The 24,550-nt window shown below is 65.8% G+C and carries 31 protein-coding genes and 1 pseudogene; 15 read left to right on the top strand and 17 right to left on the bottom strand.

Annotation, left to right across the window (positions count from 1 at the left end; genetic code table 11):
* The first annotated feature begins 30 nt into the window (after positions 1-30).
* Complete coding sequence (locus Q0964_RS02230; RefSeq protein ID WP_299263000.1) at positions 31-1,236, top strand: acyl-CoA dehydrogenase family protein; 1,206 nt, start codon at positions 31-33, stop codon at positions 1,234-1,236.
* Here the strand turns inward: Q0964_RS02230 and Q0964_RS02225 are convergent.
* Entirely contained in the window at positions 1,233-1,679 is a 447-nt protein-coding gene (locus Q0964_RS02225; RefSeq protein WP_299262998.1) for a hypothetical protein, read from the bottom strand. The two genes, Q0964_RS02230 and Q0964_RS02225, sit on opposite strands and share 4 nt — an antisense overlap.
* A gap of 69 nt (positions 1,680-1,748) precedes the next feature.
* Positions 1,749-2,233 (bottom strand): annotated as a pseudogene (locus Q0964_RS02220) (zinc ribbon domain-containing protein); the annotation flags it as partial.
* Between the two features lie 215 nt (positions 2,234-2,448).
* Between Q0964_RS02220 and Q0964_RS02215 the strand changes: the two are divergent.
* Positions 2,449-2,649 carry a hypothetical protein gene (locus Q0964_RS02215; protein ID WP_299262996.1) on the top strand — a complete coding sequence of 67 codons (201 nt, stop codon included), beginning with the start codon at positions 2,449-2,451 and terminating at the stop codon, positions 2,647-2,649.
* A gap of 179 nt (positions 2,650-2,828) precedes the next feature.
* Here Q0964_RS02215 and purH read toward each other — a convergent pair whose 3' ends face one another.
* Positions 2,829-4,442 carry a bifunctional phosphoribosylaminoimidazolecarboxamide formyltransferase/IMP cyclohydrolase gene (purH, locus tag Q0964_RS02210; RefSeq protein ID WP_299262994.1) on the bottom strand — a complete coding sequence of 538 codons (1,614 nt, stop codon included), beginning with the start codon at positions 4,440-4,442 and terminating at the stop codon, positions 2,829-2,831.
* A gap of 463 nt (positions 4,443-4,905) precedes the next feature.
* Here purH and purB point away from each other — a divergent pair, with 463 nt between their 5' ends.
* Both purB and Q0964_RS02200 read left to right on the top strand, forming a co-directional pair.
* Positions 4,906-6,294: an adenylosuccinate lyase gene (purB, locus tag Q0964_RS02205; RefSeq protein ID WP_299262992.1), complete on the top strand. Its 1,389-nt coding sequence runs from the start codon at positions 4,906-4,908 to the stop codon at positions 6,292-6,294.
* A 54-nt stretch (positions 6,295-6,348) separates the two neighbouring features.
* On the top strand, positions 6,349-6,999 hold the full coding sequence (locus Q0964_RS02200) for a helix-turn-helix domain-containing protein (protein WP_299262990.1): 651 nt from the start codon (positions 6,349-6,351) through the stop codon (positions 6,997-6,999).
* Between the two features lie 164 nt (positions 7,000-7,163).
* Here Q0964_RS02200 and Q0964_RS02195 read toward each other — a convergent pair whose 3' ends face one another.
* Positions 7,164-7,340, bottom strand: a complete 177-nt coding sequence (locus Q0964_RS02195; RefSeq protein ID WP_299262988.1) for a hypothetical protein — start codon at positions 7,338-7,340, stop codon at positions 7,164-7,166.
* A gap of 219 nt (positions 7,341-7,559) precedes the next feature.
* Here Q0964_RS02195 and Q0964_RS02190 point away from each other — a divergent pair, with 219 nt between their 5' ends.
* Together Q0964_RS02190 and Q0964_RS02185 are read left to right on the top strand one after the other, a co-directional pair.
* The gene (locus tag Q0964_RS02190) at positions 7,560-8,213 is read left to right on the top strand and encodes a potassium channel family protein (RefSeq protein ID WP_299262986.1); all 654 of its coding nucleotides are present in this window, start codon (positions 7,560-7,562) and stop codon (positions 8,211-8,213) included.
* Positions 8,206-8,331: a hypothetical protein gene (locus tag Q0964_RS02185; RefSeq protein WP_299262984.1), complete on the top strand. Its 126-nt coding sequence runs from the start codon at positions 8,206-8,208 to the stop codon at positions 8,329-8,331. Before Q0964_RS02190 ends, Q0964_RS02185 begins: the two co-directional genes overlap by 8 nt.
* On the opposite strand, the gene Q0964_RS02180 is transcribed toward Q0964_RS02185, so the two are convergent.
* The 8 genes from Q0964_RS02180 to dapA form a co-directional block, all read right to left on the bottom strand.
* On the bottom strand, positions 8,318-8,776 hold the full coding sequence (locus Q0964_RS02180; RefSeq protein WP_299262982.1) for a hypothetical protein: 459 nt from the start codon (positions 8,774-8,776) through the stop codon (positions 8,318-8,320). The genes Q0964_RS02185 and Q0964_RS02180 overlap by 14 nt on opposite strands.
* Positions 8,777-8,909: 133 nt before the next feature.
* Entirely contained in the window at positions 8,910-9,119 is a 210-nt protein-coding gene (locus Q0964_RS02175) for a hypothetical protein (protein WP_299262980.1), read from the bottom strand.
* A gap of 40 nt (positions 9,120-9,159) precedes the next feature.
* Positions 9,160-10,275, bottom strand: coding sequence for a M20 family metallopeptidase (locus Q0964_RS02170; RefSeq protein ID WP_299262978.1), 1,116 nt, complete (start codon positions 10,273-10,275; stop codon positions 9,160-9,162).
* Entirely contained in the window at positions 10,275-11,180 is a 906-nt protein-coding gene (gene dapF, locus Q0964_RS02165; RefSeq protein WP_299262976.1) for a diaminopimelate epimerase, read from the bottom strand. The genes Q0964_RS02170 and dapF overlap by 1 nt, the downstream gene beginning before the upstream one ends.
* Positions 11,168-12,415 (bottom strand): diaminopimelate decarboxylase, encoded by a 1,248-nt coding sequence (lysA, locus tag Q0964_RS02160; RefSeq protein WP_299262974.1) that lies wholly within the window; start codon positions 12,413-12,415, stop codon positions 11,168-11,170. Before lysA ends, dapF begins: the two co-directional genes overlap by 13 nt.
* Positions 12,412-13,242: a 2,3,4,5-tetrahydropyridine-2,6-dicarboxylate N-succinyltransferase gene (locus Q0964_RS02155; protein WP_299262970.1), complete on the bottom strand. Its 831-nt coding sequence runs from the start codon at positions 13,240-13,242 to the stop codon at positions 12,412-12,414. The genes lysA and Q0964_RS02155 overlap by 4 nt, the downstream gene beginning before the upstream one ends.
* The gene (gene dapB / locus Q0964_RS02150) at positions 13,239-13,997 is read right to left on the bottom strand and encodes a 4-hydroxy-tetrahydrodipicolinate reductase (protein ID WP_299262968.1); all 759 of its coding nucleotides are present in this window, start codon (positions 13,995-13,997) and stop codon (positions 13,239-13,241) included. Before dapB ends, Q0964_RS02155 begins: the two co-directional genes overlap by 4 nt.
* The gene (dapA, locus tag Q0964_RS02145) at positions 13,994-14,914 is read right to left on the bottom strand and encodes a 4-hydroxy-tetrahydrodipicolinate synthase (RefSeq protein WP_299262967.1); all 921 of its coding nucleotides are present in this window, start codon (positions 14,912-14,914) and stop codon (positions 13,994-13,996) included. Before dapA ends, dapB begins: the two co-directional genes overlap by 4 nt.
* Positions 14,915-15,273: 359 nt before the next feature.
* Between dapA and Q0964_RS02140 the strand changes: the two genes are divergently transcribed.
* The gene (locus tag Q0964_RS02140; RefSeq protein ID WP_299262965.1) at positions 15,274-15,771 is read left to right on the top strand and encodes a LabA-like NYN domain-containing protein; all 498 of its coding nucleotides are present in this window, start codon (positions 15,274-15,276) and stop codon (positions 15,769-15,771) included.
* Here the strand turns inward: Q0964_RS02140 and Q0964_RS02135 are convergent.
* Positions 15,768-15,950, bottom strand: coding sequence for a DUF8178 family membrane protein (locus tag Q0964_RS02135; protein ID WP_299262963.1), 183 nt, complete (start codon positions 15,948-15,950; stop codon positions 15,768-15,770). The two genes, Q0964_RS02140 and Q0964_RS02135, sit on opposite strands and share 4 nt — an antisense overlap.
* A 167-nt stretch (positions 15,951-16,117) precedes the next feature.
* On the opposite strand from Q0964_RS02135, the gene Q0964_RS02130 reads away from it, so the two are divergent.
* The 4 genes from Q0964_RS02130 (at position 16,118) to Q0964_RS02115 (ending at position 18,247) form a co-directional block, all read left to right on the top strand.
* On the top strand, positions 16,118-16,630 hold the full coding sequence (locus Q0964_RS02130) for a PUA domain-containing protein (RefSeq protein ID WP_299262962.1): 513 nt from the start codon (positions 16,118-16,120) through the stop codon (positions 16,628-16,630).
* Between the two features lie 176 nt (positions 16,631-16,806).
* Positions 16,807-17,190 (top strand): nascent polypeptide-associated complex protein, encoded by a 384-nt coding sequence (locus Q0964_RS02125; protein WP_299262960.1) that lies wholly within the window; start codon positions 16,807-16,809, stop codon positions 17,188-17,190.
* Between the two features lies 1 nt (position 17,191).
* A complete protein-coding gene (locus Q0964_RS02120; protein ID WP_299262958.1) occupies positions 17,192-17,911 on the top strand; it encodes a tRNA (adenine-N1)-methyltransferase in 720 nt (239 codons plus the stop codon).
* A 3-nt stretch (positions 17,912-17,914) separates the two neighbouring features.
* The gene (locus tag Q0964_RS02115) at positions 17,915-18,247 is read left to right on the top strand and encodes a hypothetical protein (RefSeq protein ID WP_299262956.1); all 333 of its coding nucleotides are present in this window, start codon (positions 17,915-17,917) and stop codon (positions 18,245-18,247) included.
* Positions 18,248-18,307: 60 nt separating this feature from the next.
* Here Q0964_RS02115 and Q0964_RS02110 read toward each other — a convergent pair whose 3' ends face one another.
* Both Q0964_RS02110 and Q0964_RS02105 read right to left on the bottom strand, forming a co-directional pair.
* Positions 18,308-18,907, bottom strand: a complete 600-nt coding sequence (locus tag Q0964_RS02110) for a DUF6517 family protein (RefSeq protein WP_299262954.1) — start codon at positions 18,905-18,907, stop codon at positions 18,308-18,310.
* 3 nt (positions 18,908-18,910) lie between these two features.
* Positions 18,911-19,234: a transcription factor S gene (locus tag Q0964_RS02105; protein ID WP_299262952.1), complete on the bottom strand. Its 324-nt coding sequence runs from the start codon at positions 19,232-19,234 to the stop codon at positions 18,911-18,913.
* Between the two features lie 146 nt (positions 19,235-19,380).
* Here Q0964_RS02105 and Q0964_RS02100 point away from each other — a divergent pair, with 146 nt between their 5' ends.
* The gene (locus tag Q0964_RS02100) at positions 19,381-19,707 is read left to right on the top strand and encodes a hypothetical protein (RefSeq protein ID WP_299262950.1); all 327 of its coding nucleotides are present in this window, start codon (positions 19,381-19,383) and stop codon (positions 19,705-19,707) included.
* Between the two features lie 64 nt (positions 19,708-19,771).
* The gene (locus Q0964_RS02095; RefSeq protein WP_299262949.1) at positions 19,772-20,215 is read left to right on the top strand and encodes a mechanosensitive ion channel domain-containing protein; all 444 of its coding nucleotides are present in this window, start codon (positions 19,772-19,774) and stop codon (positions 20,213-20,215) included.
* A gap of 35 nt (positions 20,216-20,250) precedes the next feature.
* Here Q0964_RS02095 and Q0964_RS02090 read toward each other — a convergent pair whose 3' ends face one another.
* The gene (locus Q0964_RS02090) at positions 20,251-21,141 is read right to left on the bottom strand and encodes a cell division protein CdpA domain-containing protein (RefSeq protein WP_299262947.1); all 891 of its coding nucleotides are present in this window, start codon (positions 21,139-21,141) and stop codon (positions 20,251-20,253) included.
* A gap of 119 nt (positions 21,142-21,260) precedes the next feature.
* Between Q0964_RS02090 and Q0964_RS02085 the strand changes: the two genes are divergently transcribed.
* Together Q0964_RS02085 and Q0964_RS02080 are read left to right on the top strand one after the other, a co-directional pair.
* Entirely contained in the window at positions 21,261-22,508 is a 1,248-nt protein-coding gene (locus Q0964_RS02085; RefSeq protein ID WP_299262945.1) for an inorganic phosphate transporter, read from the top strand.
* 36 nt (positions 22,509-22,544) lie between these two features.
* Complete coding sequence (locus tag Q0964_RS02080; RefSeq protein ID WP_299262943.1) at positions 22,545-22,964, top strand: universal stress protein; 420 nt, start codon at positions 22,545-22,547, stop codon at positions 22,962-22,964.
* A 69-nt stretch (positions 22,965-23,033) separates the two neighbouring features.
* On the opposite strand, the gene Q0964_RS02075 is transcribed toward Q0964_RS02080, so the two are convergent.
* Positions 23,034-24,380 (bottom strand): alkaline phosphatase family protein, encoded by a 1,347-nt coding sequence (locus Q0964_RS02075; protein WP_299262941.1) that lies wholly within the window; start codon positions 24,378-24,380, stop codon positions 23,034-23,036.
* Between the last annotated feature and the right edge of the window lie 170 nt (positions 24,381-24,550).

The raw sequence follows: 24,550 nt of genomic DNA, 5'->3' as shown, positions 1-24,550 counted from the left end.
ATCCATCAGATCAAACAAACACGATTAACCATGCAATTGACTGAACAACAGGAGGCGTTCCGGAAAGAGTTGCGTGCGTATCTGCAGCGCGAAGTCGAGCCAGTCGTCGACGAAGCAGATCAGGAACCGTTTACCCGCGACGAGATGGTGAAGTATATGAAGGATCTCGAAGAACTCGGCGTCGGATTCAGTCCGGATACCGTCGAGGAGTTCTTCGGTGACCTGCGTCAGTTCGCCATCGTCTGTGAGGAGGTCAGCTACTACTGGCCGAGTCTCAACGTCGGACTGATGATGGGCTTTCCTGCCCAGTTCGTTCGCTTTGCCAGCGAGGAGACGCAGGCAAACCAGCTGTCGAAACTGGAAACCGGCGAGTGTATCGGCTCGCTCGCGGTCTCGGAACCGGAGGGTGGCTCCGATACGGCCCAGCCACGGACCGTCGCTCACAAGGAGGGTGACGAGTACGTCCTCGAAGGGGGGAAGACCTGGGTCGGCAACGCACCCATCGCGGACGTTTCACTGGTCGTCGCTCACGACGAAGAAAACGACGCACAGGACATGTTCCTAGTCGACCGCGAGTACTCGGACTACGAGGCGGACACGCTGAACAAGATCGGTTGGAAAGCCGTCAACAACGGCCGGATGTACCTCGACGGCGTCCGTGTTCCGGAGGATAACAAACTGTCGGCGATCATCGGCAACGCGCTCCGTGACGGGAACGAGTTGACCGACGTGGTCCCGTTCCCGGATTCGGTCGCGGAACTATTCTTCGAGCAGAAGGCGCTGAACGCGACGTTCTCGTTCATGCGGACCGGGATGTCGTTCATGTCCGTCGGCATCATGCAGGCGGCGTTCGACGAGGTCGTCGACTACGTCGAAGAGCGCGAGACGTTCGGCAAGCCGATCGCCGAACACCAGCTCGTGCAGGAACTGCTCTACGACATCCGGGTGGACCTCGAAACGTCCCGGCAGCTCTCGCGGCGGGCGGTCGAATCGCTGGAGAACGGCGATAGCGACGCACGCCTGCTCTCCTCGATGGCGAAAGGGTATACTGCCGAGAAGGCCCACGACGCAACCTCGAACGCTCTCCAGGTGATGGGCGGCGAGGGACTCAAGACCGAGAACCGCCTCGAACGCTACTTCCGTGACGCCCGTGTCATGCCGATCCCCGACGGGACAACGGAGATTCAGAAGCTAATCGTCGGCAAAGAAATCACGGGCCGGTCCGCTTACAACTAACCCGCGGCTCCGTTCGTGGCGTCGGCGTACTGTTTTCTGACACGCTCGACGAACAGCCGTATTCCGACCAGCGCGACCATCCCGACCGCTGGCGCGATCCGCGGCGGCCCGTCGTCGTCTGTGTTCTCGTTGCCGTCACCGGTGTCCGCACTCGCCTCGAGCGTCTCGTCGGTCACGTCGGTTCCCGTCTCGGTCGCGGCGTCGGTCTCGCTATCACTGCGACCGTCGAGGGCGTACCGGAGACCGACACCGAGTGCCGCCAGTCCCAGTCCGGAGAGGGCAAGTAGCGTCGTCCATCGCCGAGAACCGGAGCCGTCTGCCTCGTCGGCCACACCGTCGTCACTCGAGTTACCTGCCACGTTCCCCGCACCGTCGGACTCTCCGCCCGGCAGCCGTGCGGCGATCGTCTCGGGAACGCGCCCGCGGAGGTTCGGTCGATTCATTTGCCCGCGGCTACGGGTGCCAGCGTATTACGTTTGCGGCAGTCGGTCCCAGTGTGAATCGCCTCGGGGTCAAGTGGTTCGAGAGACGTCGTCTCTCGCCATCACGGAAAGCGGAGTCTTCCGTACAACCCCGAGGCTTCCCGTTTCTACGACGTGACTTGCAGACACCGGAGTCGTGTCCGTAGGAGCGTAGTCTCTACGGGCGTGTCTTCGGGCCATCCCAGCCCAGTTCAGAAAAGCCGCGTTGTAGGGCGTTCATTGTCGCGTTCGCATCTCTATCCGTCTCGAACCCATACGACGGACGGGAGCGTTCCCCGACCCAGTGGGCTTCGCCGTCTCCACGCCACACGACGCACACTCTTTCGTGGTACGTCGCGCTTCGACCTGCTTGCCCTGACAGTCACACAGGTCGGCGTTGTATTGAGGAGAGTGATGAACTGTCGTCACGCCGTATCCTGCTTGTTGTGAGCGTTGTGCGACTGTTCCAGCATCCGCTTCGGGTCCAAGTCCTCGACGAATACGGCGTCGTACTCGCGGACGAGCCACGTCGTGACATCCTCCCCGGGCTGAAGGGCGAGGATTCCTCCCGTGGGAGCCTCAGTCGTTCTGAGCCTCTCCGAGAGCGATATTCCCGCTAGACGCGGTACTCTGGTCTGTGTATTCCTCGTTGGCCGTTGTCTCCAGCGCAATGGAGGGCGGGGTCTGGTGGTCCCGCCATTCGTGATTGTTCCACTTAACATACACAGGGCGTGCCATCGCCCCGAGTTCGTTGTTCTGCCGTCTCAAGAACGATTCTGAAGCCACAGGGTCAGCGTGCCCCTCGAATCCACACGGGCACGTCAACGAATCCTCGCGGCGAATCGTCGCTTCGCGCTCTCCGCACTCGGGACTGACGATTCCCGACGGCACCGAGGAGATCATGAAGCTCATCGTCGGCTACGAGATGACCGACATGTCGGCCGACGCCTGACCGACACCGACCACGGAGCCGAGCACCACCGCCGGTTTCGACTTCGCGTTGCGATCACTGCTCGGGGCTGCCCATCGAGTCACGGCCTCCGTCCCGGTCGGTGTTCTGCCACGGATTCTGCCCGGGGCTTCGATGCTGTCCCGAAGACCCCCTGGTAAACTCGGGAAGTGAAAAGCCAGTCAGTCGTGTCGAAACGCCCGACTGCCTGTGAACACCATCGCCATGTCGTGTTCGTCCGCGGCCGCGATCACGTCGTCGTCGTTGACCGAGCCGCCGGGCTGGACGACCGCCTCGATACCGGCCTCGGCGGCGGCCTCGATCCCGTCAGGGAACGGGAAGAAGGCGTCCGAGGCCATGACCGCACCCGCGGCCGACTTGCCCTCGGCGTCTTTCTCGGCTTTCATTTTCGCGATCTCGACGGCGTCGACCCGGGAGACCTGTCCCGCACCGACGCCGACAGTTTCCGTGCCCGTCGCGAACAGGATGGCGTTGGATTTGACGTGTTTGACCGTCTGCCAGGCGAACAGCAGGGATTCGAGTTGCTCGTCGGTGGGTTCGCGCTCGGTGACCACTTCCAGGTCCGCGCGAGTGGGGGCCTGGGTGTCCCGTTCCTGCACGAGCGTGCCGCCGACGAGGTCTTTTTCGGTAACGGGTTCGGTCACGTCGTACGCATCACTCACGTCCAGCACACGGAGATTCTCCTTCTGTAAGAGAGTGTCGAGAGCGTCGTCGGTGTAGCCGGGCGCGACGACGACCTCCTTGAACGAGTCGACGATCTGTGCCGCGGTTTCCTCGTCGCACTCGCGGTTCAAGCCGACGATACCGCCGAAGGCACTCTTGGGGTCGGTGGCGAGGGCGTCGGCGTAGGCCTCGGCGAGCGTGTCGGCAGTGGCACACCCCGCGGGGTTCGTGTGCTTGATGACCGCGGCCGCTGGCTCGTCGAACTCCTTGACGATGTCCAGGGCGGCGTCCGTGTCGTTGTAGTTGTTGTAGGACATCCCCTTCGCGCCCTCGTTCAACTGGTCGGCCGAGACGACGCTGGCCTCCTCGCAGGTCGGGTCGGCGTACAGCGCCGCGTCCTGATGGGGGTTCTCCCCGTAGCGCAGTTCGGCGTGGCGGTCCTCGCTGGTGACCCGTCGCTCCGGCAACTCGCCACCGGTGTCGTCCTCGACGTGAACCAGATTGTTCTCCCAGTCGATCTCGACGCGGTCCTGTGCGAACCACCTGACAGCGCGCGGATACGCTTTCATCTCGCCCTGGTAGAGGACGCGCTTTTTTAGGGCCGCTTCGTCGTCGCCCTCGTAGACAGGGACCGGTTCCTGAGCGAGGACTGGGCCGCCGTCGATCTCGTCCTCGATCAGCGAGCCGTCCTCCGCGACGGCGTTCGTGACGGCGTGGACGGTACAGCCTATCACGTCGACGCCGTACTCCAGAGCGTCGCCCCACGCGTCCATGCCTGGGAAGGCGGGCAGCAGGGAGGGGTGGACGTTCAGGGTGGTCGGCATCGGCTGTAAGAACGTGTCCGAGAGGACGCGCATGTAGCCGTCGAGACAGACGAGGTCGAAGTCGTAGTCGTCGAGCGCCTCGACGACACGTCGTTCGTGTTCGCGTCGGCTCTCGTCGTCGTGCTGGACGACCGTCTCTGTCGGAATACCACGCTTCTCGGCCTTCTCGACGACCGGCGCGTCCTCGCTGTTAGTGAGGACGACGGCGAGTTCGGCTCCGCCCGGTGCCAGGTCGTGGACGTTCACGAGATTGCGGCCGCGGTTGCTGGCCATGCCCGCTAGCTTCATATGCGGAGGGGCGCGGTCCGGGCGCAAAGGCGTTGCGAATCGCTCAGCCGTGGCTCTCCGAATCCGGTCGAAAGGGGACGGAGGGGCGAGGGGAGACGTAGGGGTTCGGGGACGCGAGGGCAGGCGTAGAGTGAACCTTGGTGGGGGTGACAGACTCCCCACCGGCAGTTTACGAGCGATTGCTTATTATCGTTTCTAATTTAGCCGTTTGAATCTTACAGCGTTCAGAGAGAGTGATGTAATTTTATTTCGTGTAATTCTCGATGGAGCGAGCGCCACGGGTAGGGCTTCGCGTTCGCTCGTGGCGGGTCGACGACCAGCGCGTCCTCGCTCGGCGCGTCAGCGCCGTCGACGCGAGTGCTCGGGCCCGGGTGGCGACCCCGGTGCTGGTGGGGTGTCTGGGAAGCTCGCGTCGCCGCCAGGCTTCGACACCCCTTTGGGCCGGAGTCGCCCATCGACGGGTATGACAGACCGCAGTCCGCTTTCCGCCGTCTCGCCGCTGGACGGGCGGTACGCCCGCTACACCGAACCGCTCGTTCCCCACGCGAGCGAACAGGCGCTGGTCCGCGCCCGCGTGCGCGTCGAAGTCGAGTACCTGCTCGCACTGGCCGGCCTCGACGCGACCCCCCTCGAAATCGACGCCGACCAGCGCGGTCACCTGCAGGCCCTTTATACGGAGTTCGACGAGGGAGACGCCGAGGTGGTGAAGGCTCTCGAAACGCAGGGCTGGAAGGATTACTCGGCGACCAACCACGACGTGAAGGCCGTCGAGTACTTCGTGCGGGAACACCTGCCCGAAGAACTTGAGGCGGCACAGTGGATTCACTTCGGGCTCACGAGCGAGGACGTGAACAACCTCGCCCACCGGCTGCTGGTCAAGCCAGCCGTCGAGGAGGTGCTGGTGCCCGCACTCCGTGACGTGCGGGACGCACTGGCAAAGCTGGCCCGCGACCACCGCGACGTCCCGATGCTCGCCCGCACCCACGGCCAGCCAGCGACCCCGACGACCTTCGGCAAGGAGATGGCCGTCTACGCCGCTCGCCTCGGCCGGGCGCTCGGACGCATCGAGCGCGCGACAGACGGGCTCTCCGGCAAGCTCGCAGGTGCCTCTGGCACATACGCCGCCCACGACGCTGCCTATCCCAGCGTGGACTGGCCCGCCTTCGCCGAGCGATTCGTGACTGGACTGGGCCTCGACCACACGGAGCTTGCCACACAGGTCAACCCCTGTGACGACCTCGAAACGCTGTTCGACGCGCTCCGGGGCGCGAACAACATCCTGCTCGACCTCGATTTGGACGTGTGGCTGTACGTTTCCGACCGGTACCTCGGGCAGGAGGCTACCGCCGGCGAGACTGGGTCCTCGACGATGCCCCACAAGGTCAATCCGATCGACTTCGAGAACAGCGAAGGGAACCTCTCGAAGGCCAACGCCGACCTGGTCTTTCTCGGCGACTACGTCACGACGTCGCGGCTCCAGCGAGACCTCTCAGACTCGACGGTCAAGCGCAACGTCGGCGCAGCACTGGCTCACTGTCTCGTCGGCTACCGGAAGTGTGAGCGGGGGCTGACGACGGTCGTCCCGAACGAGCAGGTGATGCGCAACGACCTGGAGGCGACGCCGGAAATCATCGGTGAAGCCGTCCAGACCATCCTCCGCCGGGAGGGCCACACGGACGCTTACGAGCGAGTGAAAGAACTCACGCGCGGTCGCCAGGTTACGCTGGCGGATTTCCGCGACCTGTTCGCCGACCTGGACGTGAGCGAAGACGTCCGCGAGGAACTGACAGCCCTGACGCCAGCCGGGTACGTCGGCGTCGGTGACCGACTGGTCGGGGAGTTAGACGGGTGAGGTGGCACTGTCGGTACCAAACGCATATGCTGGTCGGGCGCAATCACTGAGCAAATGAGATACGTCGAGGGCCTGTTGACGCCGGACCGCGGGTGGATTCACCCCATCGAGCGGCGCATCCAGCAGGCACCGGGCATCGAGAACGAGCGTATTCTCCAGATGGAGTTGCTCGACGACGGGACGGTGACGACGATGTACGAACTCAGCGGCGACCGCGAGGTCATCGAGTTCGCCGCCGAGTACGTCCCCGAACTCATCACCTACCAGGTCTCGCCGATGCAAGACCGGATTATCACCTACGCGCATCTGGAGTCCAACGAGATGCTCACGGGCCTGCTGGAACTGCCCCACACGTACCAGATCGTCCCGGACTTCCCGATCGAATTCGGCGGCAACGGCGGTATCAGGCTGACGGTCGTCGGCGACGAGGACCAGATTCGCGAGGCGATGGACGCCGTCCCCGAGGGGATTACGGTCGAACTACAGAAGTTGGGCGACTACGCGCCGGAAAACGAGCGGCTTCTCTCGCGGCTCACTAGCCGACAGCGCGAGGTCGCCGAAATCGCCGTGCGAATGGGCTACTACGACACGCCGCGCCAGGTCACGTACGACGACATCGCTGAGGAAGTCGACGTAGCCCCGGGCACTGTCGGTGAGATTCTCAGAAAGGTCGAGTCCCGCCTGCTGAACGCTCTTCTTGGGTGAAGCCACCGGGAGTCGCCGAGCGCTCGGGCAACGGGCTTCCGTCCGTTCCGCCCGAGTGTCGCAGGTCCGTCGAGAATCCTGCTGCGTGCTGTGGAACCGCCGACGCGACCGGCAGTGCTGTCTACGCGGTTCAGCACTCGTCGATACGGACCGGTGAGGCTCGGCTACTCGCCGGCGAAGTAGCTGGTGAAAAAGCCCGAGAGGAACGCCGACACTGCGACCGACAGGAGCACCTCCTCGGAGCTATACCCCTCGTCGGCACTGTCCGACATGGCTGCCGTTGCGACGACACTGATGACTAGCGAAATGAGTCCGTTGACCGTGTGCTTCGTGAATCCCATGCGTGTGTTATGTCACCGGGATTGTTTATGTGTTGGCCTCCCGCGATTCGCCCGATGTCGCCCCGCACCGGCTCCACGCCAGGCAGTTGCGCGCAGTGGAGTCGTCGTCGCGGACGGCGACGGCTGAACGAGCGGGACGGGGGCAGCCACCAGTCGACTGGACACCGGCCGTTCCAAGCCGGCGGCCTTTACTGTGTGCCGCTGTTGTGCTACGTGTATATGGGTAACAATCGTCATATGGTGATCGCTGGCGGCGGACGGGTCGGGTTCAGGGTCGCACAGTTCTTCAAACAGCGTGGCAACAGTGTAACCGTTGTCGAGCGAGACCCAGGTAGCGTGGACCGGCAGGAGTCGGACGACATCGAGGTCGTCGTAGGTGACGCGACGAACCCGTCCGTGCTATCGGACGTTCTCACCGACGAAACGACGGTTATCGGCGCGCTGACCGACAGCGACAGCACCAATCTCGCGGTGTGCCTGGCTGCCAGGGAGTTTCGGCCGGACATTCGGACGACCGCGCGTATCACCGACGCCGATAGCGACGAGTACGAGCAACTCGTCGACGAGGTCGTATTTCCCGAGCGAGCGGGCGTCAGAACCGCAGTGAACGCGCTCAGCGGGAGCGACGTGCGAACGTTCGAGGACGTCACCGGCGAGATGGAGGTGTTCGATATCCGTGTCGCCCCGGATTCGCCGATAGCAGGACAGTCGCTCGACAACGTCGACCTCCCGGCAGGAAGTCTCGTGATTTCCGGGGCCGGGGGAGAGCGGACAGCCACGTCCGAGACGCGACTAGAGGCCGGCGAACGGTACGTTATCGCGGCCGACCCCGACGCCGCAGATTCAGTTATCTCGGCTTTCCGCGGTGAGTGACACGCTCCCCGCGCTGAAGCGCGAGGATTTCGAGCGTATCAGGCGGGTCGACATCGACCGACGGCGGTGGCTCGGAGTCCGGGAACGCGAACGATGGTGCGTCGCTATCCGCGCGTGAAACTGCTTTTTCGCGACCGGATCGACAGCTCCTGCCAGTGCTTGATCGCCCAGTAGCCGAAACCGGTGGCGATCATTCCCGCCGCCAAAAAATAAAAGAGCAGTTGCGAAGTGAGGAGTGCGTCGGGGTTTCTGACCGCGTGTAACACGCCCTCACCGCCCAGTGTCAGGATGACGAAGGTGCCGAGCGCAGTCGCGCCCGCGGCCCCGATGACGCTCCGGCCGTCGAGGCCGCGGGTCTCTGCGATCAGGACGGACCCTACGAACGCCGTCGCCATCCCGAGAACGTACACCGGGAGGCGGTCGCTCAGTCCGGTCGCCTCACCCGACACCAGTGCGACCAATCCGAGAAAGCTCGCCGTCAGAACGAGTGTACACCCGGCGACCAACACGCCCGCCCGCCCGAGCGATTCCGCGTCGAGCCGTCTTCGCCGTGCCATAGACATACCCGTACCTCCAGAGTCCCCGAATAAAAGCGTTTACGCGGCGTCTGACGGGCGTCTGCCACCTGACTGCCGGGGGCTATCAGCGATGGAAACGGTGACCGAACGGACGTGCTGTCGCGTATCGGTTCGCTGCTCAGAGCGAGGGCGGGTCGGTGCCCGTGAGACGGACGCCGGTGACGGTCAGCGTGGTGTAGCCGGCGGCCGTTCGGACCCGTGGTGTGACCAGCGGGCGGCGTCGTTTCCTCGCGGTGGTGCCGACGATGGCGTCTCCGAAGCCGGTGACCAGCACATCGGCGAACACCGCCCCGAACACCAGCGCCAGCGTCGTTACGTCGGAGGACACGCCGGTGTATCGCCCGCACTCCAGAGAAGCTGCCTCGCAGTCAGTTCAGTAGCGACTCGACGGCCGCCGTCGCGACCTCACCGGCCCGTTCGACCTCGGGGCGGCGGACGTACTCGCGCTCGGCGTGTGCCACTGCACCCGCCTCGTCGGCCAGGACGCCGGGACCGAACACGACCGTCGGCGCGTCGGCGGCGAAGTACGAGGCCTCCGTCGCGGCCCCGAACGGCCGGACCTCACCAGCGCCGGCGTCCCGGAGGGCGGACACGACCCCGCTGTCCGTGGGCGTGGCGAACGCCTCCAGAAACGGCGTCTCGCGCTCGGTGTACTCGAAAGAGAGTGTCATCGACGTCGGAATCCACGACTGGAGGTGGGCCGCCAGTTGCTCGCGGAAGCCGTCCTGTGTCTCGGGCGGGACGCTTCGCCGATCCACCGTGATCGCACACGCACCGGGGATCTGGTTCGTGGCTTCTCCACCCTCGACCACCGTGGGTTCGAGCGTCGGCCGGCCGAGCGAGTCGTGTTCGGGCGGCCCGACCGTCTCGTCGTAGGACTCGATGGCCTGCAGGACGGGCGCGACCGCACGAATCGCGTTCGCACCGCTCTCGGGTTCGGCGGCGTGGGCCGCTGTCCCCTCGACGGTGACTGTGCCCTCGAACCGGCCCTTCGCCGCGTTACAGATGTCCAGCCCGGTGGGTTCACCGACGATGTAGCCGTCGGGCGGGCGAGACATCGTCTCGTGACTCGTCGGCGGTCCGACGACATCGAAATCGAGTGCGGCCGCACCGGTCGAGTACACCTCTTCGTCGGGCGTGACCGCGAGCGTCAGTGTTCCGGCCCCGACCTCGGCTTCGAGGAACGCGGACAGCAGCGCGGCCAGCGGCCCCTTCGCGTCGCAGGCCCCTCGACCGCGGACGACTGCCCCGTCGGTTTCGAGCGGGACGTGAGGCGGCACCGTGTCGATGTGCGTATTGAGGACGATATGTGGCCCGTCGTCCTCACCCGTCCGGGTTGCCAGCGTGTTGCCGGCATCGTCGACGACCGGTTCGAGACCCGCCTCCCGGAGCGTCTCGACTAGGAACTCCCGCATCTCGGTCACGTCCTCGTGGGACGGAATGTCGACGGCAGTCTCGTGGAACCCGAGCAGATCGAACGTCATCAATCGTCACCCACGATGCCGTCGAGCTCCACGTCGAAGGTCGACGAGTCGACGACGGTCACAGTGCCGGTGTACTCGCGCTCGACCGGACCCTGGAGGAGGGCGTCGCGCTCGGTCAACTGGACGACGAGGCGGCCCCCTGGCGGGTGGACCGGGACGCGCTGACCCCGCTCGACCCTACCGAGGCGTTCGGCGACGGCGACGATAGCGACGGCGCCCGTCCCACAGGAGTCGGTCTCGGCCTCGACGCCCCGCTCGAAGGTCCGCTGGTCGAAGCCCCGAACCGTTCCCGCGTCGTCGTCGCCGTCCCGGGGTGTCGCGAAGTTGACGTTCGCGCCCTCGGGGAACACGTCGGCGTCCCGGACCGCAGGCGCAACGGCGTCCACGTCGACCGTCGTCACCTCGTCGACGAACGCGACGGCGTGGGGGACGCCTGTGTTGACCGCCGTGACGCGCAGTCCCTCGACGTCTCGTTCGACGAGGGGTTCGTCGCCGACGACAGGGACGCCGTCGGTATCGAACACGGGCGCGCCCATCTCGATGGTAACGCCCTGCTCGCCGACCTCGGCGCGGCGGGTGCCGGCCTGCGTGTCGATCATGACTTCCGTCGCCCCCGTGCGCTCGGCGACCCACTTGGCCGCACAGCGGGCCCCGTTGCCACACATCGCCGCGACGCTGCCGTCGGGCTGGACGAGCGTCATCACGACACGGGGGGGCGAGTACTCGCGTTCCAGCGCCAGAAAGAGAACCCCGTCGGCCCCACGTTTCCGCGCGTTGGGGTGAGAGAGTCCACGCTCCCGGTCGCAGAGGTCGGCCGCGAACGCCCGGCGGTCCGGAACGTCCTCGGCCGCGTCGACGATAATGAAATCGTTGCCCGTCCCGTGGTATTTCTCTACTCCGACCATGTTTCCAGTCCTGTGATGTCCGCGACTGCTTCCCGGCGAACCGCCAGCCTCCCCCCCTCACCCTCGATGGCGACGACCGCCGGTCGTGGCCGGGAGTTGTAGTTGCTACTCATCTCGTAGCCGTAGGCCCCTGCGTTGCCGACCGCGAGCAGGTCACCCCGCTCGGGGTCGGACAGGGGCCGATCCTCACACAGTACGTCCGCGGTCTCGCAGATGGGGCCGGCGACGGTCGTCGGGACCGTCTCGCGTTCGTCGGCGTCACCTGCCAGCGAGCGGACCGCGTGGTAGGAACCGTACATCGCTGGACGGACCAGCGTCGTCATCCCGGCGTCCACGCCTGCGACGGTGGTCTCTGGGGTCGGCTTCACCGTGTTCACCTGCGTCAGCAGGACACCTGCGTCCGCGACGAAGTACCGACCGGGTTCGATTCCCAGCCGAGCATCCACGTCGCCGAAGGCATCCCGTGTCGCCGTCGCCACCGCGTCCAAGTCCAGCGGGTCCTCGTCTGCGCGGTACGGAACCCCGATACCGCCGCCGACATTGACGAAGCCCAGAGAACTCACGTCGGCGATTACGCTCCGGGCCAGTTCACCCATGCGTGCGACGAGTTCGCGGTGTGCTTCGAGGTCCTCACCGGAGATGCCGCTGCCGGCGTGGGCGTGCAGACCCACCAGCTGGAACCCGCGGTCGACCGCCTCGGCCGCGAGGTCGGGGACTCGACCCATCGGGACCCCGAATTTCGGGGCCGCCCCGGTTGCGACCTTCTCGTGGTGGCCGGCACCGACACCCGGGTTCGCGCGGATGCAGAGCCGGCCGTCGAAGTCGCGCTCGTCGAGACGGTCGAGCGCGTCTGCCGCCCCCACGGTCACGACCAGGTCGTGGTCCGCCGCCACGTCGGTCACGTAGTTTAGGTCTCGCTCCGGTGGGTTGACTGCCGTGTACCGCACGTCTTCCCCCGCGAACCCAGCGGCGAGTGCACGCTCGACTTCGCCTGCCGAGGCACACTCCGCTCCGACGCCTGTCGCCCGGAGCGTCGCAAGCACTGGGCGGGTAGTGTTTGCCTTGACGGCGTAGCTGATCTCTTCGGCGTCGAAGGCCGCCCGGAGGCGGGCGGCGTTCTCGCGCACCCGCTCGGGGTCGAGGACGTACAGTGGCGTGTCGTATTCGGCGGCCAGACCGCGCAGCAACTCGGCGTCCCACGCGGACAACCGGCGAACCGCGGGCCCGGTCGTCATTCTCGGAGTGCGTCTTCACGCTCGGTCCCTTCGAGGGTTTCGGTCTCGATATCCGTGGCGACGACCGCCGGCTTGTACGCTGCGCCGGGAATCAGGTCCTCGTCGCTGACAGAGGATTCGACGTAGCGGGCGAACGCCCGGCGCTCGGGCGGGAGTTCGCCGTACAGCACCTCGTCGTCCACCAGGTCGTACACCGGAATCCGCGGCGTCAGGAGGGTATTCTCGCCGACGATGGAGTTCTCACCGACGCGGAACCCGGACGTGACCCGACAGCCAGCGCCAAGCGAGACGCCGTCCTCGACGATCACAGGGTCGTCCTCTACCGGTTCGAGGACGCCGCCGACCAGCGTGTTCGCACCCAACTTGACGTTCTCGCCGATCTGGGCACACGACCCGACCGTATCACACGAGTCGACGAGCGTGCCGTCGCCGACGTACGCGCCGATGTTGACGAACGACGGACTCATTATGATCGCGTCACTTCCCACGTAGGCACCGCGACGAATAACGGTTCCGTCCGGCGTGTTGCGGGAGCCACGGTCGCCGATGTCGCCGGTCTCGCGCAGGGGCAGCACGTCGTGGTAGGCCACGTCGCCGTACTCGCGGGACTCGATCTCGCGGAGGCCGAAGTTACACAGGATGCCCTGTTTGACCCACTCGTTGACATGCCAGTCGCTACCGGCGGGTTCGGCGGCACGGACCTCGCCGGCCTCGAGGGCGTCGAGAAACGTGTCGAGCGTGTCGGCGTCCTCGGCAGTGGCGCCGTCGGCGGTCAGGCCGTCGTCGTAGCGGTTCCACAGGTCTTCGATGTCGGATTGCAGGCTCATTGGTCGATGACGTTCCCGAAGTCGTATCGGCCGGGCTCCTGGCTTTCGATCCAGACCGCGGCGTCGAGCGCGCCGGCCGCGAAGACGCTCCGGTCCTCGGCGTGGTGGGACAGCGAGAGCACCTCGTCGTTGCCCGCCGCGATCAGTTCGTGTTCGCCGCGGATATCGCCGGCCCGACGGGCGAAAACGCCGATCTCGTCCTCGTCGCGCGGCGCACGGCCCTCCCGGCCGTAGACCGGTTCCACGTCGCGTTCGTCTTGAACGGTTTCGAGCATCGTCTTCGCCGTCCCGGAGGGCGCGTCGATCTTCCCGTTGTGGTGTGTCTCCATCAGTTCGAGGTCGTAGTCGGACACCGCGGGCAGGGCCTCCGAAATCGCCCGGAGCAGGGCGTGGACGCCGCGGGCGAAGTTGGTAGCTTTCAACAGCGGGACGGCCTCGGCGGCGTCGTCCAGCGCGGCGAAGCCGTCTTCGTCGAACCCGGTGGTGCCGACGACCATGCCGACGCCCGCATCGGTGCAGGCCTCGGCCAGCGAGCGCGTGGCGTCGGGGGCGGTGAAGTCGACCGCTACGTCGGCGTCGTGTTCTACGAGCGCGTCGGCAGCGGCGGCGGCGTCGGCGACCGGCACGCCCTGCACCTCGTCGGGACCAGACACGTCGAGGCCGACGACGACGGTCACGTCGTCGCGGTCGGCCGCGGTTTCGATCACGGTCTGGCCCATCCGGCCGGCCGCACCGTTGACCGCGACCCGTGTCATCGCTCGACCTCCGCCGGTTCGGGGGCGTCCTCGTCGGCGAGGTCCGCGAGCGTGTCACGGAGCGCGTCAAGGGTCGCCTCGCCGGCACGGGACAGTGGCGAGCGCATCCGACCGGAGTCGTAGTGTCCGCGTATCTCCATGGCCTCCTTGACCGGGATGGGATTGCTCTCGGTGAACAGGACCCGGAAGAGTTCGCCGAGTTCGTGGTGATACTCCCGGGCGCGGTCGTAGTCGCCCGACAGCGCCGCACCGACCATCGCGCAGGTCCGGGCGGGTTCGACGTTGGCCGAGACGCTGATACAGCCACTGCCACCGGTTGCGATGATGGGCAGGGTCATGGCGTCGTCGCCCGAGAGGACGGCGAAGGTCTCCGCACGCGTGCGCTCGATGACCTCGGTGATACGGTTCATGTCGCCGGAGGCGGCCTTGTAGCCGACGACGTTGGGGTGGTCGGCCAGGTTGACAGCAGTCTCGACGGCGATGTTGCGGCCCGTCCGGGAGGGGACGTTGTAGATGATCTGCGGGAGGTCCACAGCGTCGGCGACCTGCCGGAAGTGGTGTTCCATGCCGGCGGGTTCGGGCCTGTTGTAGTACGGTGAGATCAGAAGCAAGCCATCGGCGCCGGCGTCGGCGGCCCGTTCGGAGAGGTCCAGCGCTTCGCGGGTGCTGTTGCTGCCCGAACCGGCGACAACTGGCACGTCTTCGACGGCGTCGGTGACGGCCTCGATGACCTCGACGTGTTCGTCGTGGGAGAGGGTCGCGCTCTCGCCAGTCGTGCCCATCGGCACGACGCCATCGACGCCGCGCTGCTCGAGCCACTGTGCGTGGTCGCGGAGTGTCTCGAAGTCGATGCTCTCGTCCTCGTGGAACGGCGTGGTCATCGCGGGGAACACGCCGGTGAACGTCTCGTGTGTCATTGCTGTTGTGTGTCCGTGAGTTGGGGTCGGTCGGAAGTCGGTGCGCGCGGAACAACGAGTGCGGCCCGCGACGGGGATGCTACGCCCGCCGTGAGCCTACCGCGTGCGTTTACCGTTCACGTGGCGGCTCTGCCGCGACGCACTGGGCGAGTGGGCGCTCGCCGCCCGCGAGCGAGTCCCCCCAAAACGGACCGCGCCACACCGACGGCTGGTGACTGGACCAGACAGTTCCGGCGTGGACCGTTGCATACACGAGCGAGTGTGACGAGACGACTTAGGAGTTGCGACACCTCTCCACCACGTTCCCAGCCGTCGCCCATCCGACAGCTTTTATCAGATGGGGTCTTCAACAGTTGCGTATGACTGACGTGCATCCCGGGCAGCGCGTGGCGATGCTCGCCGACGCGCAGAACCTCTATCACACCGCCCGGAGCCTCTATACACGCAACATCGACTACGCGTCACTACTTGAAGAAGGCGTCAACGGCCGGGAGTTGACTCGCGCGATCGCCTACGTGATCCGCGCCGAGGCCGAAGACGAGGAGAGTTTCTTCGAGGCGCTGGTCGACATCGGGTTCGAGACGAAGATCAAGGACATCAAGACGTTCGGCGACGGCTCGAAAAAAGCCGACTGGGACGTCGGTATGAGCCTCGACGCGGTGACGCTGGCCGACCACGTCGACAGCGTGGTCCTCTGTACGGGAGACGGCGACTTCTCGCGGCTCTGCCGTCACCTGAAACACGAGGGCTGCAAGGTCGAGATCATGGCCTTTCGCGAGTCGACCGCCGAAGAACTGGTCGAGGCGGCCGACACGTTCCGCGACCTCAGCGAAGAACAGGAGACGTTCCTGCTCTAAACCGGCTGGCCGCCCTCGGAGGTACCCAGGAGCACCGACCCGGCCGCAAGCAGCATCGCCGCGACGCTGGCGGTGACGGCTGGCATCGGAACCTCCTGGAGGCCCGCCCCGAGGATGAGCACCGATCCGATCAACAGCAGGACCGCACCAACGATGATTTTCACCGAATTGCGTGGCATGTTGTTCCGAGCTATGTAATTATAGCGTATAAATCCATCCAAAAACCGCCAGCGAGGGCAGTGATAATTCGTGACAGTATGGAAGTATCACGTGGATTGGTAACGCAGTTCACGGACTCTGCCACGGGTGGAAGGTGTTTAGTCGTTGGCTCGGAAACGAAAACGCAATGAACAACGAGGACGGGCGGACGCTCCGCCGGGTCGCAGACTACCAGTTCGGTGCGAGCGCGGGCGAGGCGCTCTTTCCGCCCGACGAGGACTTGGAGGTGTATCGGACGAGTTCCGGCCGGCCACAGCAGGTCGTCGCCGACGCCGGTCGGCTGGTGACGTACGCCGTCGATGGCCGGTTCACACTCAGTCCAGCAGGGGCGCGACGGCTGCTCGACGCGCTCGACGGGCCGGCCTATCGGGTCGTCGTCGGCGAGGACAGCGACCCGTTCGTTCGGGAGGGGCGCAACACCTTCGCGAAGTTCGTCCAGCAGGCCGACCCGGCGGTCCGGCCGGGCGACGAAGTGGCGGTCGTCCGCGACGACGACACCCTGCTCGGCGTTGGCCGCGCCGAACTGTCTGGCTGGGACATGCTAGATTTCGAGACAGGGATGGCCGTGTTCGTGCGCCACGGGGTCGGGCCGGCCGAGGATGGCGAGACGGACGCGGACGGGACGGAGGTAGAGGGGTGAGCAGGGCGGTGGTGGTGCGGTTGTGGAGGCGCTCACACAGCACCGGAACTCGTGCGCGGCCCGAGTTCCGCTTTTTCACCCACTTTTGCGCCGAGTGAGTCGCGGCCTTGCCGCGAACCCGAGGCGGAAAAAGGTGGTCCCGAAGGGGTTTTCCGCCAGCGCCGCAACCTCCGAGTATGTTCGGAGGAGGCGGCTTCGATCCGCAGAAGATGCAACAGATGATGGACCAGTTCGGCATCGACATCGAGGAACTCGACGCCGAGGAAGTCGTCATCCGCACAGCCGAGGAGGAACTTGTCTTCACTGACGCCGAAGTGCAGCGGATGGACGCCCAGGGCCAGGAGACGTACCAAGTCATCGGCACGCCCGAGTCCCGCGAGGCTGGCGACGGGTCGGCAATCGAGGGCGGTGATCCTAGCGGGAGCGGTGACAGCGATGGCATTCCCGACGCCGACGTCGAGATTGTCGCTAACCGCGCCGGTGTGAGCGAGGACGACGCGCGCGAGGCCCTCGAGGCGGAGGACGGCAACCTCGCGGCGGCCGTCGAGCGCCTGGAGTAGCGTGGCGCTGCTTCTGGTCCGGAACGACCGCGAGTATCTCCTGGAACGGGGCGAGACCCTAGAGACGGATCTGGGGATTCTCGAGGTACCCGAGGACGCCACAGCGGGCGAGGTCGTTACCACGCACCTCGACGAGGCGTTCACCGTTCGTGAACTCAGGGGCCCGGACTGTTTCAATCACTTCGAGCGCACGGGCGCACCGATGATGCCCCGCGACGTCGGACTTATCATGGGCCACACCGGCGTCTCGGCGGGCGACACGGTGCTGGACGCGGGGACGGGAACCGGCGTGCTTGCGGCGTACATGGGGCGGGCCGGAGCCGAGGTGACCACCTACGAACGCGACTCCGAGTTCGCCGAGGTGGCACGCGAGAACATGGAACTGGCCGGCGTCGCCGAGCAGGTTGACGTGCGGACGGGCGACGTGACGGCCGAACTTGACGTCGGGCCGGTGGACGTGCTGACGCTCGACACCGAGGACGCACCGACGGTGGTCGAACACGCCGCGGATCTGCTGACGCCCGGCGGCTGCCTCGCAGTGTACTCACCGTTCGTGGAGGGGACGCGGGAGGCCGTCCGGGCCGCCCGCGGTGTCGGGTTGGAGGGCGTCGAGACGCTGGAAACGATCCAGCGGCAGATGGACTTCGACGAGCGGGGGTCTCGGCCGTCGACGGCGGGCGTCGGCCACACCGGCTTCCTGACGTTCGCTCGCCGGGAGTGAGCCGTGTCCGACCGACGCGACCCGGACCGGCCGGGGCGTCTCGAAGTGGTCGACAGTGCACTCACGATAGCGGCTGCGCCCGCGGTGGAGGCGGCCGTCAACCTACTGGTCGACATCGACGACGCGCGCCTGCGTCTCCCGTCGGTCGGCAGGCCGGTCCACATCGAGATCGAGCGGTTCCGGGAGGCTGTCCGTATCGTCCGAACGGAGGGCGAAACGCTGAAACGACTCGACACGATGCTCCGGGCCGGCGGGTACACGGCGGAGGTGTACGTCGGAGAGACCCGAGTGGCGTTGCTCGGCGCCGATGCAGCGCCCGGGCGGGTGCGTCGGTAGCTCGGTAACGGGCGGACCGAGTTGCTGGCGACTGGTGTGTGTCGCGGCGTTCAGAGCGGCTCAACGAACGGATTTGACGATCGAAATCAGCTCCTGACGGAACGAGTTGGGGTCGATGTCAATGCCGGGAATCGAGATGCCCAGCAGGTCAGAGAGCGACGCCGCAGGATAGGCGCCGCCGGCGAGACGGAACTCGCCGCCGGTCGACCAGACGGCGAGGTACCCCTCGACGGGCACGTCCACGACGCTGGTCTCGATAGCGGCCTCGTAGGCCTGCAGCGAGGCGCGGTCGCCGCTGTCCACACGAATCCGGTCGTGACCGGCCTTCGACACCTCGCCGAAGCCACGGTCCTGCAGTCGGTTCTTGAACACGCTGTTTGCCTGTGTGCGGACGGTGGTGAACACGGCCGCCGGGCCGACGGCCGGTGGGAGCGCCGGGGTGAACTCGAGTCGGGTCGCAAAAAAAAACCGCCACATGCGGTCGACGGTTCCTCCGGTGAGACCGCTCACCGCAGACCGGAGGTCCTCGTCGTCGTAGACGGCAGTGTGGCCGACGACGCGGGCGACCGGCAACTCGAAGACGGTTTCGCTCGACCTGTCGGTGACGGCCCAACCGTCGAGGGCGTCCTCGGGCACCCGCGGGGTTCCGTCACCGCTCATCCGTCAGTGATCGTCTTCACGCCACTTGTGGCTACACTCGGTGCAGGTAAAAAACCGGGTTTCGCTCTCGTCGGCGGCACGGATCTGTTTCATCTCCCAGAACGCGCGGTCGTTGCCACACTCCGGACAGCGGGTCTCGGTGGTCGGTCCCATGTCCTCGGCCTCCACCTCGGAGGTGTCGATGACTTCGCTTTCCTCCTGGGACTGGATGGACGTCATCGCCATTTCGGTCTCCTCGTCGCGAGGGGTCTCGTGCCCACAGCTTCCGCAGATCCACATTCCGTCGTCAGTTTTCATCATCGAACCGCACTCGTCACAGAACTCCATGTTAGCTTTCGATTACACGATGGCCCCATAAAACCCCTCGGATTACACAGCAATCGGCGCCGGTCTGCGGGAACTCCGGGGGTCGGACCACAGCGACCGCACAAAGAGTGCCTTCATATGGACAGACGTTCGGGACGGACCGTCGGATGCTGATTCTCGCGCTGGCGCGGACGGCTGACGCGGTTGCCGGCCCATCTCTGGCCGTCGTGCTACCGCTGTCCATCGCCGGCGGCGTCGACATCACGGAGGTGGTCGAGACGGCGCTGGGGCCGCTAGCGTCGGGTTGTCTCGTCCGTTTTGATTTCCTCGTTCCCTTCGCGTTTGGCGCTGGCCTCGGACTGGTTACACTGGTTGTGGTCTACACACGGGTCGCGGAGACACTCCCGGGCACCGGGTGCCACTCGGCGATGGCCGCTGGGACAATCGGTATCACCGTTCCATCGCTTGAGCGAGCCGCGAGCCAGACCCTGTAACTCTCGGAACCGGTACTGAGGGCGTTCGAGGCGTTCGTGGCCGGTCTCGTCGGGGCGTCCCCAGTTGCTTGGCGGCGTCGTCTCTGCCGTCCTCGCGTACGTCAGCAGCGAGGCGGTGACGGCCGTCCTCCGGCCGGTTTTGTCCAGAACCAGACCCACCGAACAGGGGCTCGTCGTCGGTCTGATCGTGCCGCTCGTGCGCATCTCGCCCTGGTTCGGAGCCAGCCTCGCACTGTTGGACGTCGTCGGTCTCGGCAGCCTGGCTGCGAGTCTCGGGGCCGCAGTCGGGTCCATCGCGCTGGGCGCCTCCTACGCCCTCTCGGAGGTGATTGAGGACACGGTAGCAGGCGTCTTCCTGCTTCGCGCCCCGGATTTCAACCGCGGCGACACCGTCACGACGAGCGCAGGGACGGGCGTCGTCGACGAGCTCGGACTCCGGAAGAGCCGGTTCGAGCTGGACAGCGGTGACCGGCTGGTGGTCGTCAATCGGGACGTCGAGACCAGGTAAAAAAAGCGGAGCGACAGACCGGCGGGGCGACGGGGTCAGTTGTTGGCCCGCCACTCGTCGCAGGCCTCCATGTCGTTCATAACCTCGGTGTGGAGGGTGCAGGCGGGGCGGATCTCGTCGTTGACCCGAACGTACTGAAAGTGTTCACAGTTGCCACAGTAGGCGTCGGGCTGGCCGCGGGTTGAGGCGGCCTCGACAACCTCGTCCGGGACGGGTTCAGCGTCGTCTATCCCACCCCGCTGAGCCGCTGCGCCGCCGTCGCTCGCGGCCTGCTGGCCGCCAGTCGGGGTGGTGGTCTCTTCGCGTGCGTAGAGGACATCACTGTCGTCGCCTCCAGTGGGGTTGGTCTGTGTCTGGACCTCGCCGTCGGGGTTCCGGCCGAACAGGCCGATCCCGCCCAAGCCGGGGACGGAGCCGGTGACTTCGAGGATGCGCGTGGTTCCCTCGTCAGTCACCTCCATCCGGACCGTGCCGCCGGGGTCGGTGCGAGTTTTGAACTTGGCGACGGCGAGGAACAGACACCAGAACAGCGTGAGCGTCCCGAGGAGGTAGACGACGACGACAGGCAGGGTGAGGCCCGGACCGCTCGTCGAGCCGACCCACCGGTAGGGATAGGCCGCACGGAACAGAACAACGCCGAACACCGAGAGGCTCGCCCCGATTACGGCCGCGGCCCTAGCGCGCCGCGAAGCGGGGAGGACGGTGAAGCTACCGAGGAAGGCCGCCGGTAATCCCAGCCCCGCGAGGACGCCGGCCAACTCCCGCGCGCCGAAGGTCGTGAGGCCGAATAGGTCGGATAGCCCCGTCGTCGCGACGGCGATGGCAGCGACGACCATCACCGTCCCGAGGCCGAACAGCGACAGCCCGAGGACTCGCCGCCGTCGACCCACGACGCCGCCGTCGTAGACGTTCGTCAGATTTGTCATGCGGGGGGATACGTGACCGGTCCACAAAACGACCCGTCAGACACGCGGCAGACAGTTCGGGTGCCCGGTGACGAGGCACCAAACCTCAAAAGGGCTGGCTCCATACGCCAAACGAATCGATGGTCACGGCACTCGTCGTCGTCGGCCTGCTCGTCGCAGCGTTCGTCGGCTACAACATCGGCGGTTCGTCGACCGGTGTCGCGTTCGGGCCAGCGGTAGGCAGCCGAGTCGTCAGGAAGACCACCGCAGCGGCGCTGTTCACTGGCTTTGCCTTCGTGGGTGCGTGGACCGTCGGGCGCAACGTCATCGACACCATGAGCGACGGCATCGTCCCGGCCGCACAGTTCTCGCCGACCGCCAGCGTCGGGGTCCTCTTTTTTACGGGACTGGCGCTTCTAGTCTCGAACATCTATGGCGTCCCCGCCTCCACATCGATGACAGCGGTCGGTGCCATCGTCGGTCTGGGGCTGGCGACCGGGACGCTCGACGGAGCGCTGATGTTCACCATCGTCTCGGCGTGGATCGTCGCGCCGCTACTCGGCTTCGGCGTCGGTGCCCTCATCGGCCGTTATTTCTACCCTCATCTTGACGCTCGCCTCTCTTTCGGTCGGATGAGTGGCCCCCTGTTACGGATCGACCGGTCCAGAACCGTCCCACGGCCCAGACTCAACGAGAACGCCTCACGACAGGACCTGATCGGCGCCGGGCTGGTGCTCGTGATCGCCTGCTATATGGGGTTCAGCGCGGGGGCGTCCAACGTGGCCAACGCCGTCGCGCCGCTGGTCGGCAACGGCTCCATCAGCATGAATCAGGGCATCCTGCTGGCCGTCGCGGCAATCAGCCTCGGCGGATTCACCATCGCCCGGCGGACGCTGGCGACGGTCGGCAACGACATCACAGATCTGCCGATTCTGGCGGCGCTGATCGTCTCGCTCGTCGGTGCGACAATCATCACCGTCCTCTCACAGTTGGGCATCCCGGCGAGTCTCGCGGTGAGTACGACCTGCTGTATCATCGGCCTGGGCTGGGGACGGGCGAGCCGCACCGCCACGCTGGCGGAACTGGCGACCCCCTCGCCGCCGGGCAGGGCCGAGGCGGAGTTGGGGACGGGATCGCTGACCGCCTCACCGGCCGCCGACGAGGGGGCGGGACCGACCGTCGGTGAACTCGCGAGCGGTGAAGCCGAAGCGCCAACGGAGCCCCCGGAGGAAGTCGACGTTCCCGGAATCGGGAAAGAAGAGCCCGAGGAAGTGACCGCCGAGAGCCTGTTCGACCCCGCCGCGACGGCCCGAATCGTCACGCTGTGGGTCCTCACGCCGGTGCTGTCGGTCGTCGGCTCCTATCTCCTCTTTACCCTGCTGGCGTGACCCAACAGGTTTGTCGACGTCCGTCGTAGGACAGGCATGCACGTTCTCGTCCCCATGGACGACTCCGAGATGGCCGAACGGGCGCTCGAATACGCACTCGACGTGTACGACGACGAGGACGACGCGGTCACCGTTTTGACCGTCGTCGGCGGGCCGTCGTTCCTGTGGGGAGAGGCCACGTCGATAGCCCTGGCCGACGACATGCAGGAGGCGGCCGAGGAACACGGCCAGGCGGTCGCGGACCGGGCCAGCGAGATCGCGGTCGACCACGACGCCGAGGTGGACGTGAACGTCCGGACCGGCCATCCGGCGCGGGCGATCCTCGACACTGCCGAGGGCTACGACACAATCGTCCTCGGCAGCCACGGTGGCTCGGTTGCCGACCGGTTGATGGTCGGAAACGTCGCGGAGACGGTGTTCCGGCGGGCGCCGGTGCCGGTGACGGTCGTTCGGTGAGAGCGAGGCGACCCGCGAGTAAGCGCGTGGTAATCGAGCACGAGCGGTCGAAAAACGGTGACCGGCGGTTCAGGACAGTAGCGTCGAGCCGTCGAAGGTCGTCCGGTCGTAGTCGAGGTCGAGCAGGTCCATCAGCGTCGGCGCGATGTCGAGCAGGTCGGCGTCCTCGATGCGCGCGTCGGCGTTGTCGACGAACAGGCTGGCGTTGTCGAAGCTGTGCATACCGTTACGTGGCCCCTTGCCGAACACGTCGTCGTCGCCTTTGAATCCGGATTTCAGGTCGAAACCGTGGTTCGGAACGACCGTGAGGTCGGGCGCGATATCGTCGTGGTCGCCACGGAAGGCGTCTTCCTTAGTGACCACGCGGTCGGCGACCTTCCTCCCGTCCGGTCCTTCGAGCGCTTCGAGTTCCGCCTTGAGTTCGTCCCGGACGTCCTCGTAGTCGTCCTCCGGGACGAGTCCGCGAGGTTCGCGGTCCTCAAGATTGATGTAGAAGCGACCGGGGATAAGCGAGTAGGCCATCGTCTCTTCGCCGACGTCGCCGAGTTCGTCGTGGTCGTCGGTCTCGTAGCTGAGCCAGCCGTTCTGGGCGAGCCACTCGTTACAGTGGACCTCGTAGTCCAGCGTGGTGAAGCCGTGGTCGGAGGCGACGACCATCGTCACGTCGTCGGGCAGCAGCTCGCGCATCTCGCCGAGATATCGGTCGACTTTCCGGTAGAACTCGAGGAACTCCGCTCTGTACTCGCCGTCCCTCTCGTAGTCCTCGAACAGAAAGTGGTTGACGCGGTCGGTCGTCATGTAAACGCCGAAAAACAGGTCCCAATCGTCCTGTTCGACGTAGTGTTTGAACGCCTCGTGGTTGCGGTCGATGGTCTCGTGGGCGTCGGCGATAAATTCGCTTTTGTCTTCCTCGTGGCCGAGTTTGGCGTTCACGTCGATGCGGTAGTCGATCTCGTCGAGGTGGTCCCGAAGTTCGTCCGGGTAGGCCGCCTTGTCGATGCCGGGCGAGAGAAAACCCGAAACCATCCGCTGGACGTCACGTTGTGGCGGGAACGTGACCGGGACGTTCATTACCGTCGCCTGCCGGTCGGCGTTCTCGACACGGTCCCAGACCCGGGTGGCCTGTACGTCCCGCCCCATCGGGACGTACGTCTCATACGAACCGACTTCTCGATCCTGAAAGCCGTAGACACCAGTTTCCCCTGGGTTGACCCCGGTCGTCAGCGACGGCCAACAGGCGCTCGATTCGGGGGGCACGATACTGTCGATGGCCCCCGCGCTACCGTCCTCTGCCAGTGCGGCAAGGTTCTCGAACTCGTCGAAGTGCTCCGAAAGCATACGATACGGAACCCCGTCGATGCCGAAGAACGCAACTCGAGGACCGTCGTCGCCACGAAGCCGATCGAACAGACCCATATCGTCAGCTATCAGGAGCGGGCACAAGAAGCTTCTTTTCCCGGAGGAATATCGGCGGCCGTCCGGGACACCGGCAAAACCTGTCTTTACTCTCGGTCGTCCTGATCGGCGTCGTCGGTCGAGGACGCTGTGCGGGACTCGAAGTTTTCGGGGACGACCGTCACGTGAAA

The organism is Halorientalis sp. (genome assembly GCF_028275115.1).
Classification (GTDB): Archaea; Halobacteriota; Halobacteria; order Halobacteriales; family Haloarculaceae; genus Halorientalis.
This window is presented reverse-complemented; position numbering and strand designations above follow the sequence as displayed.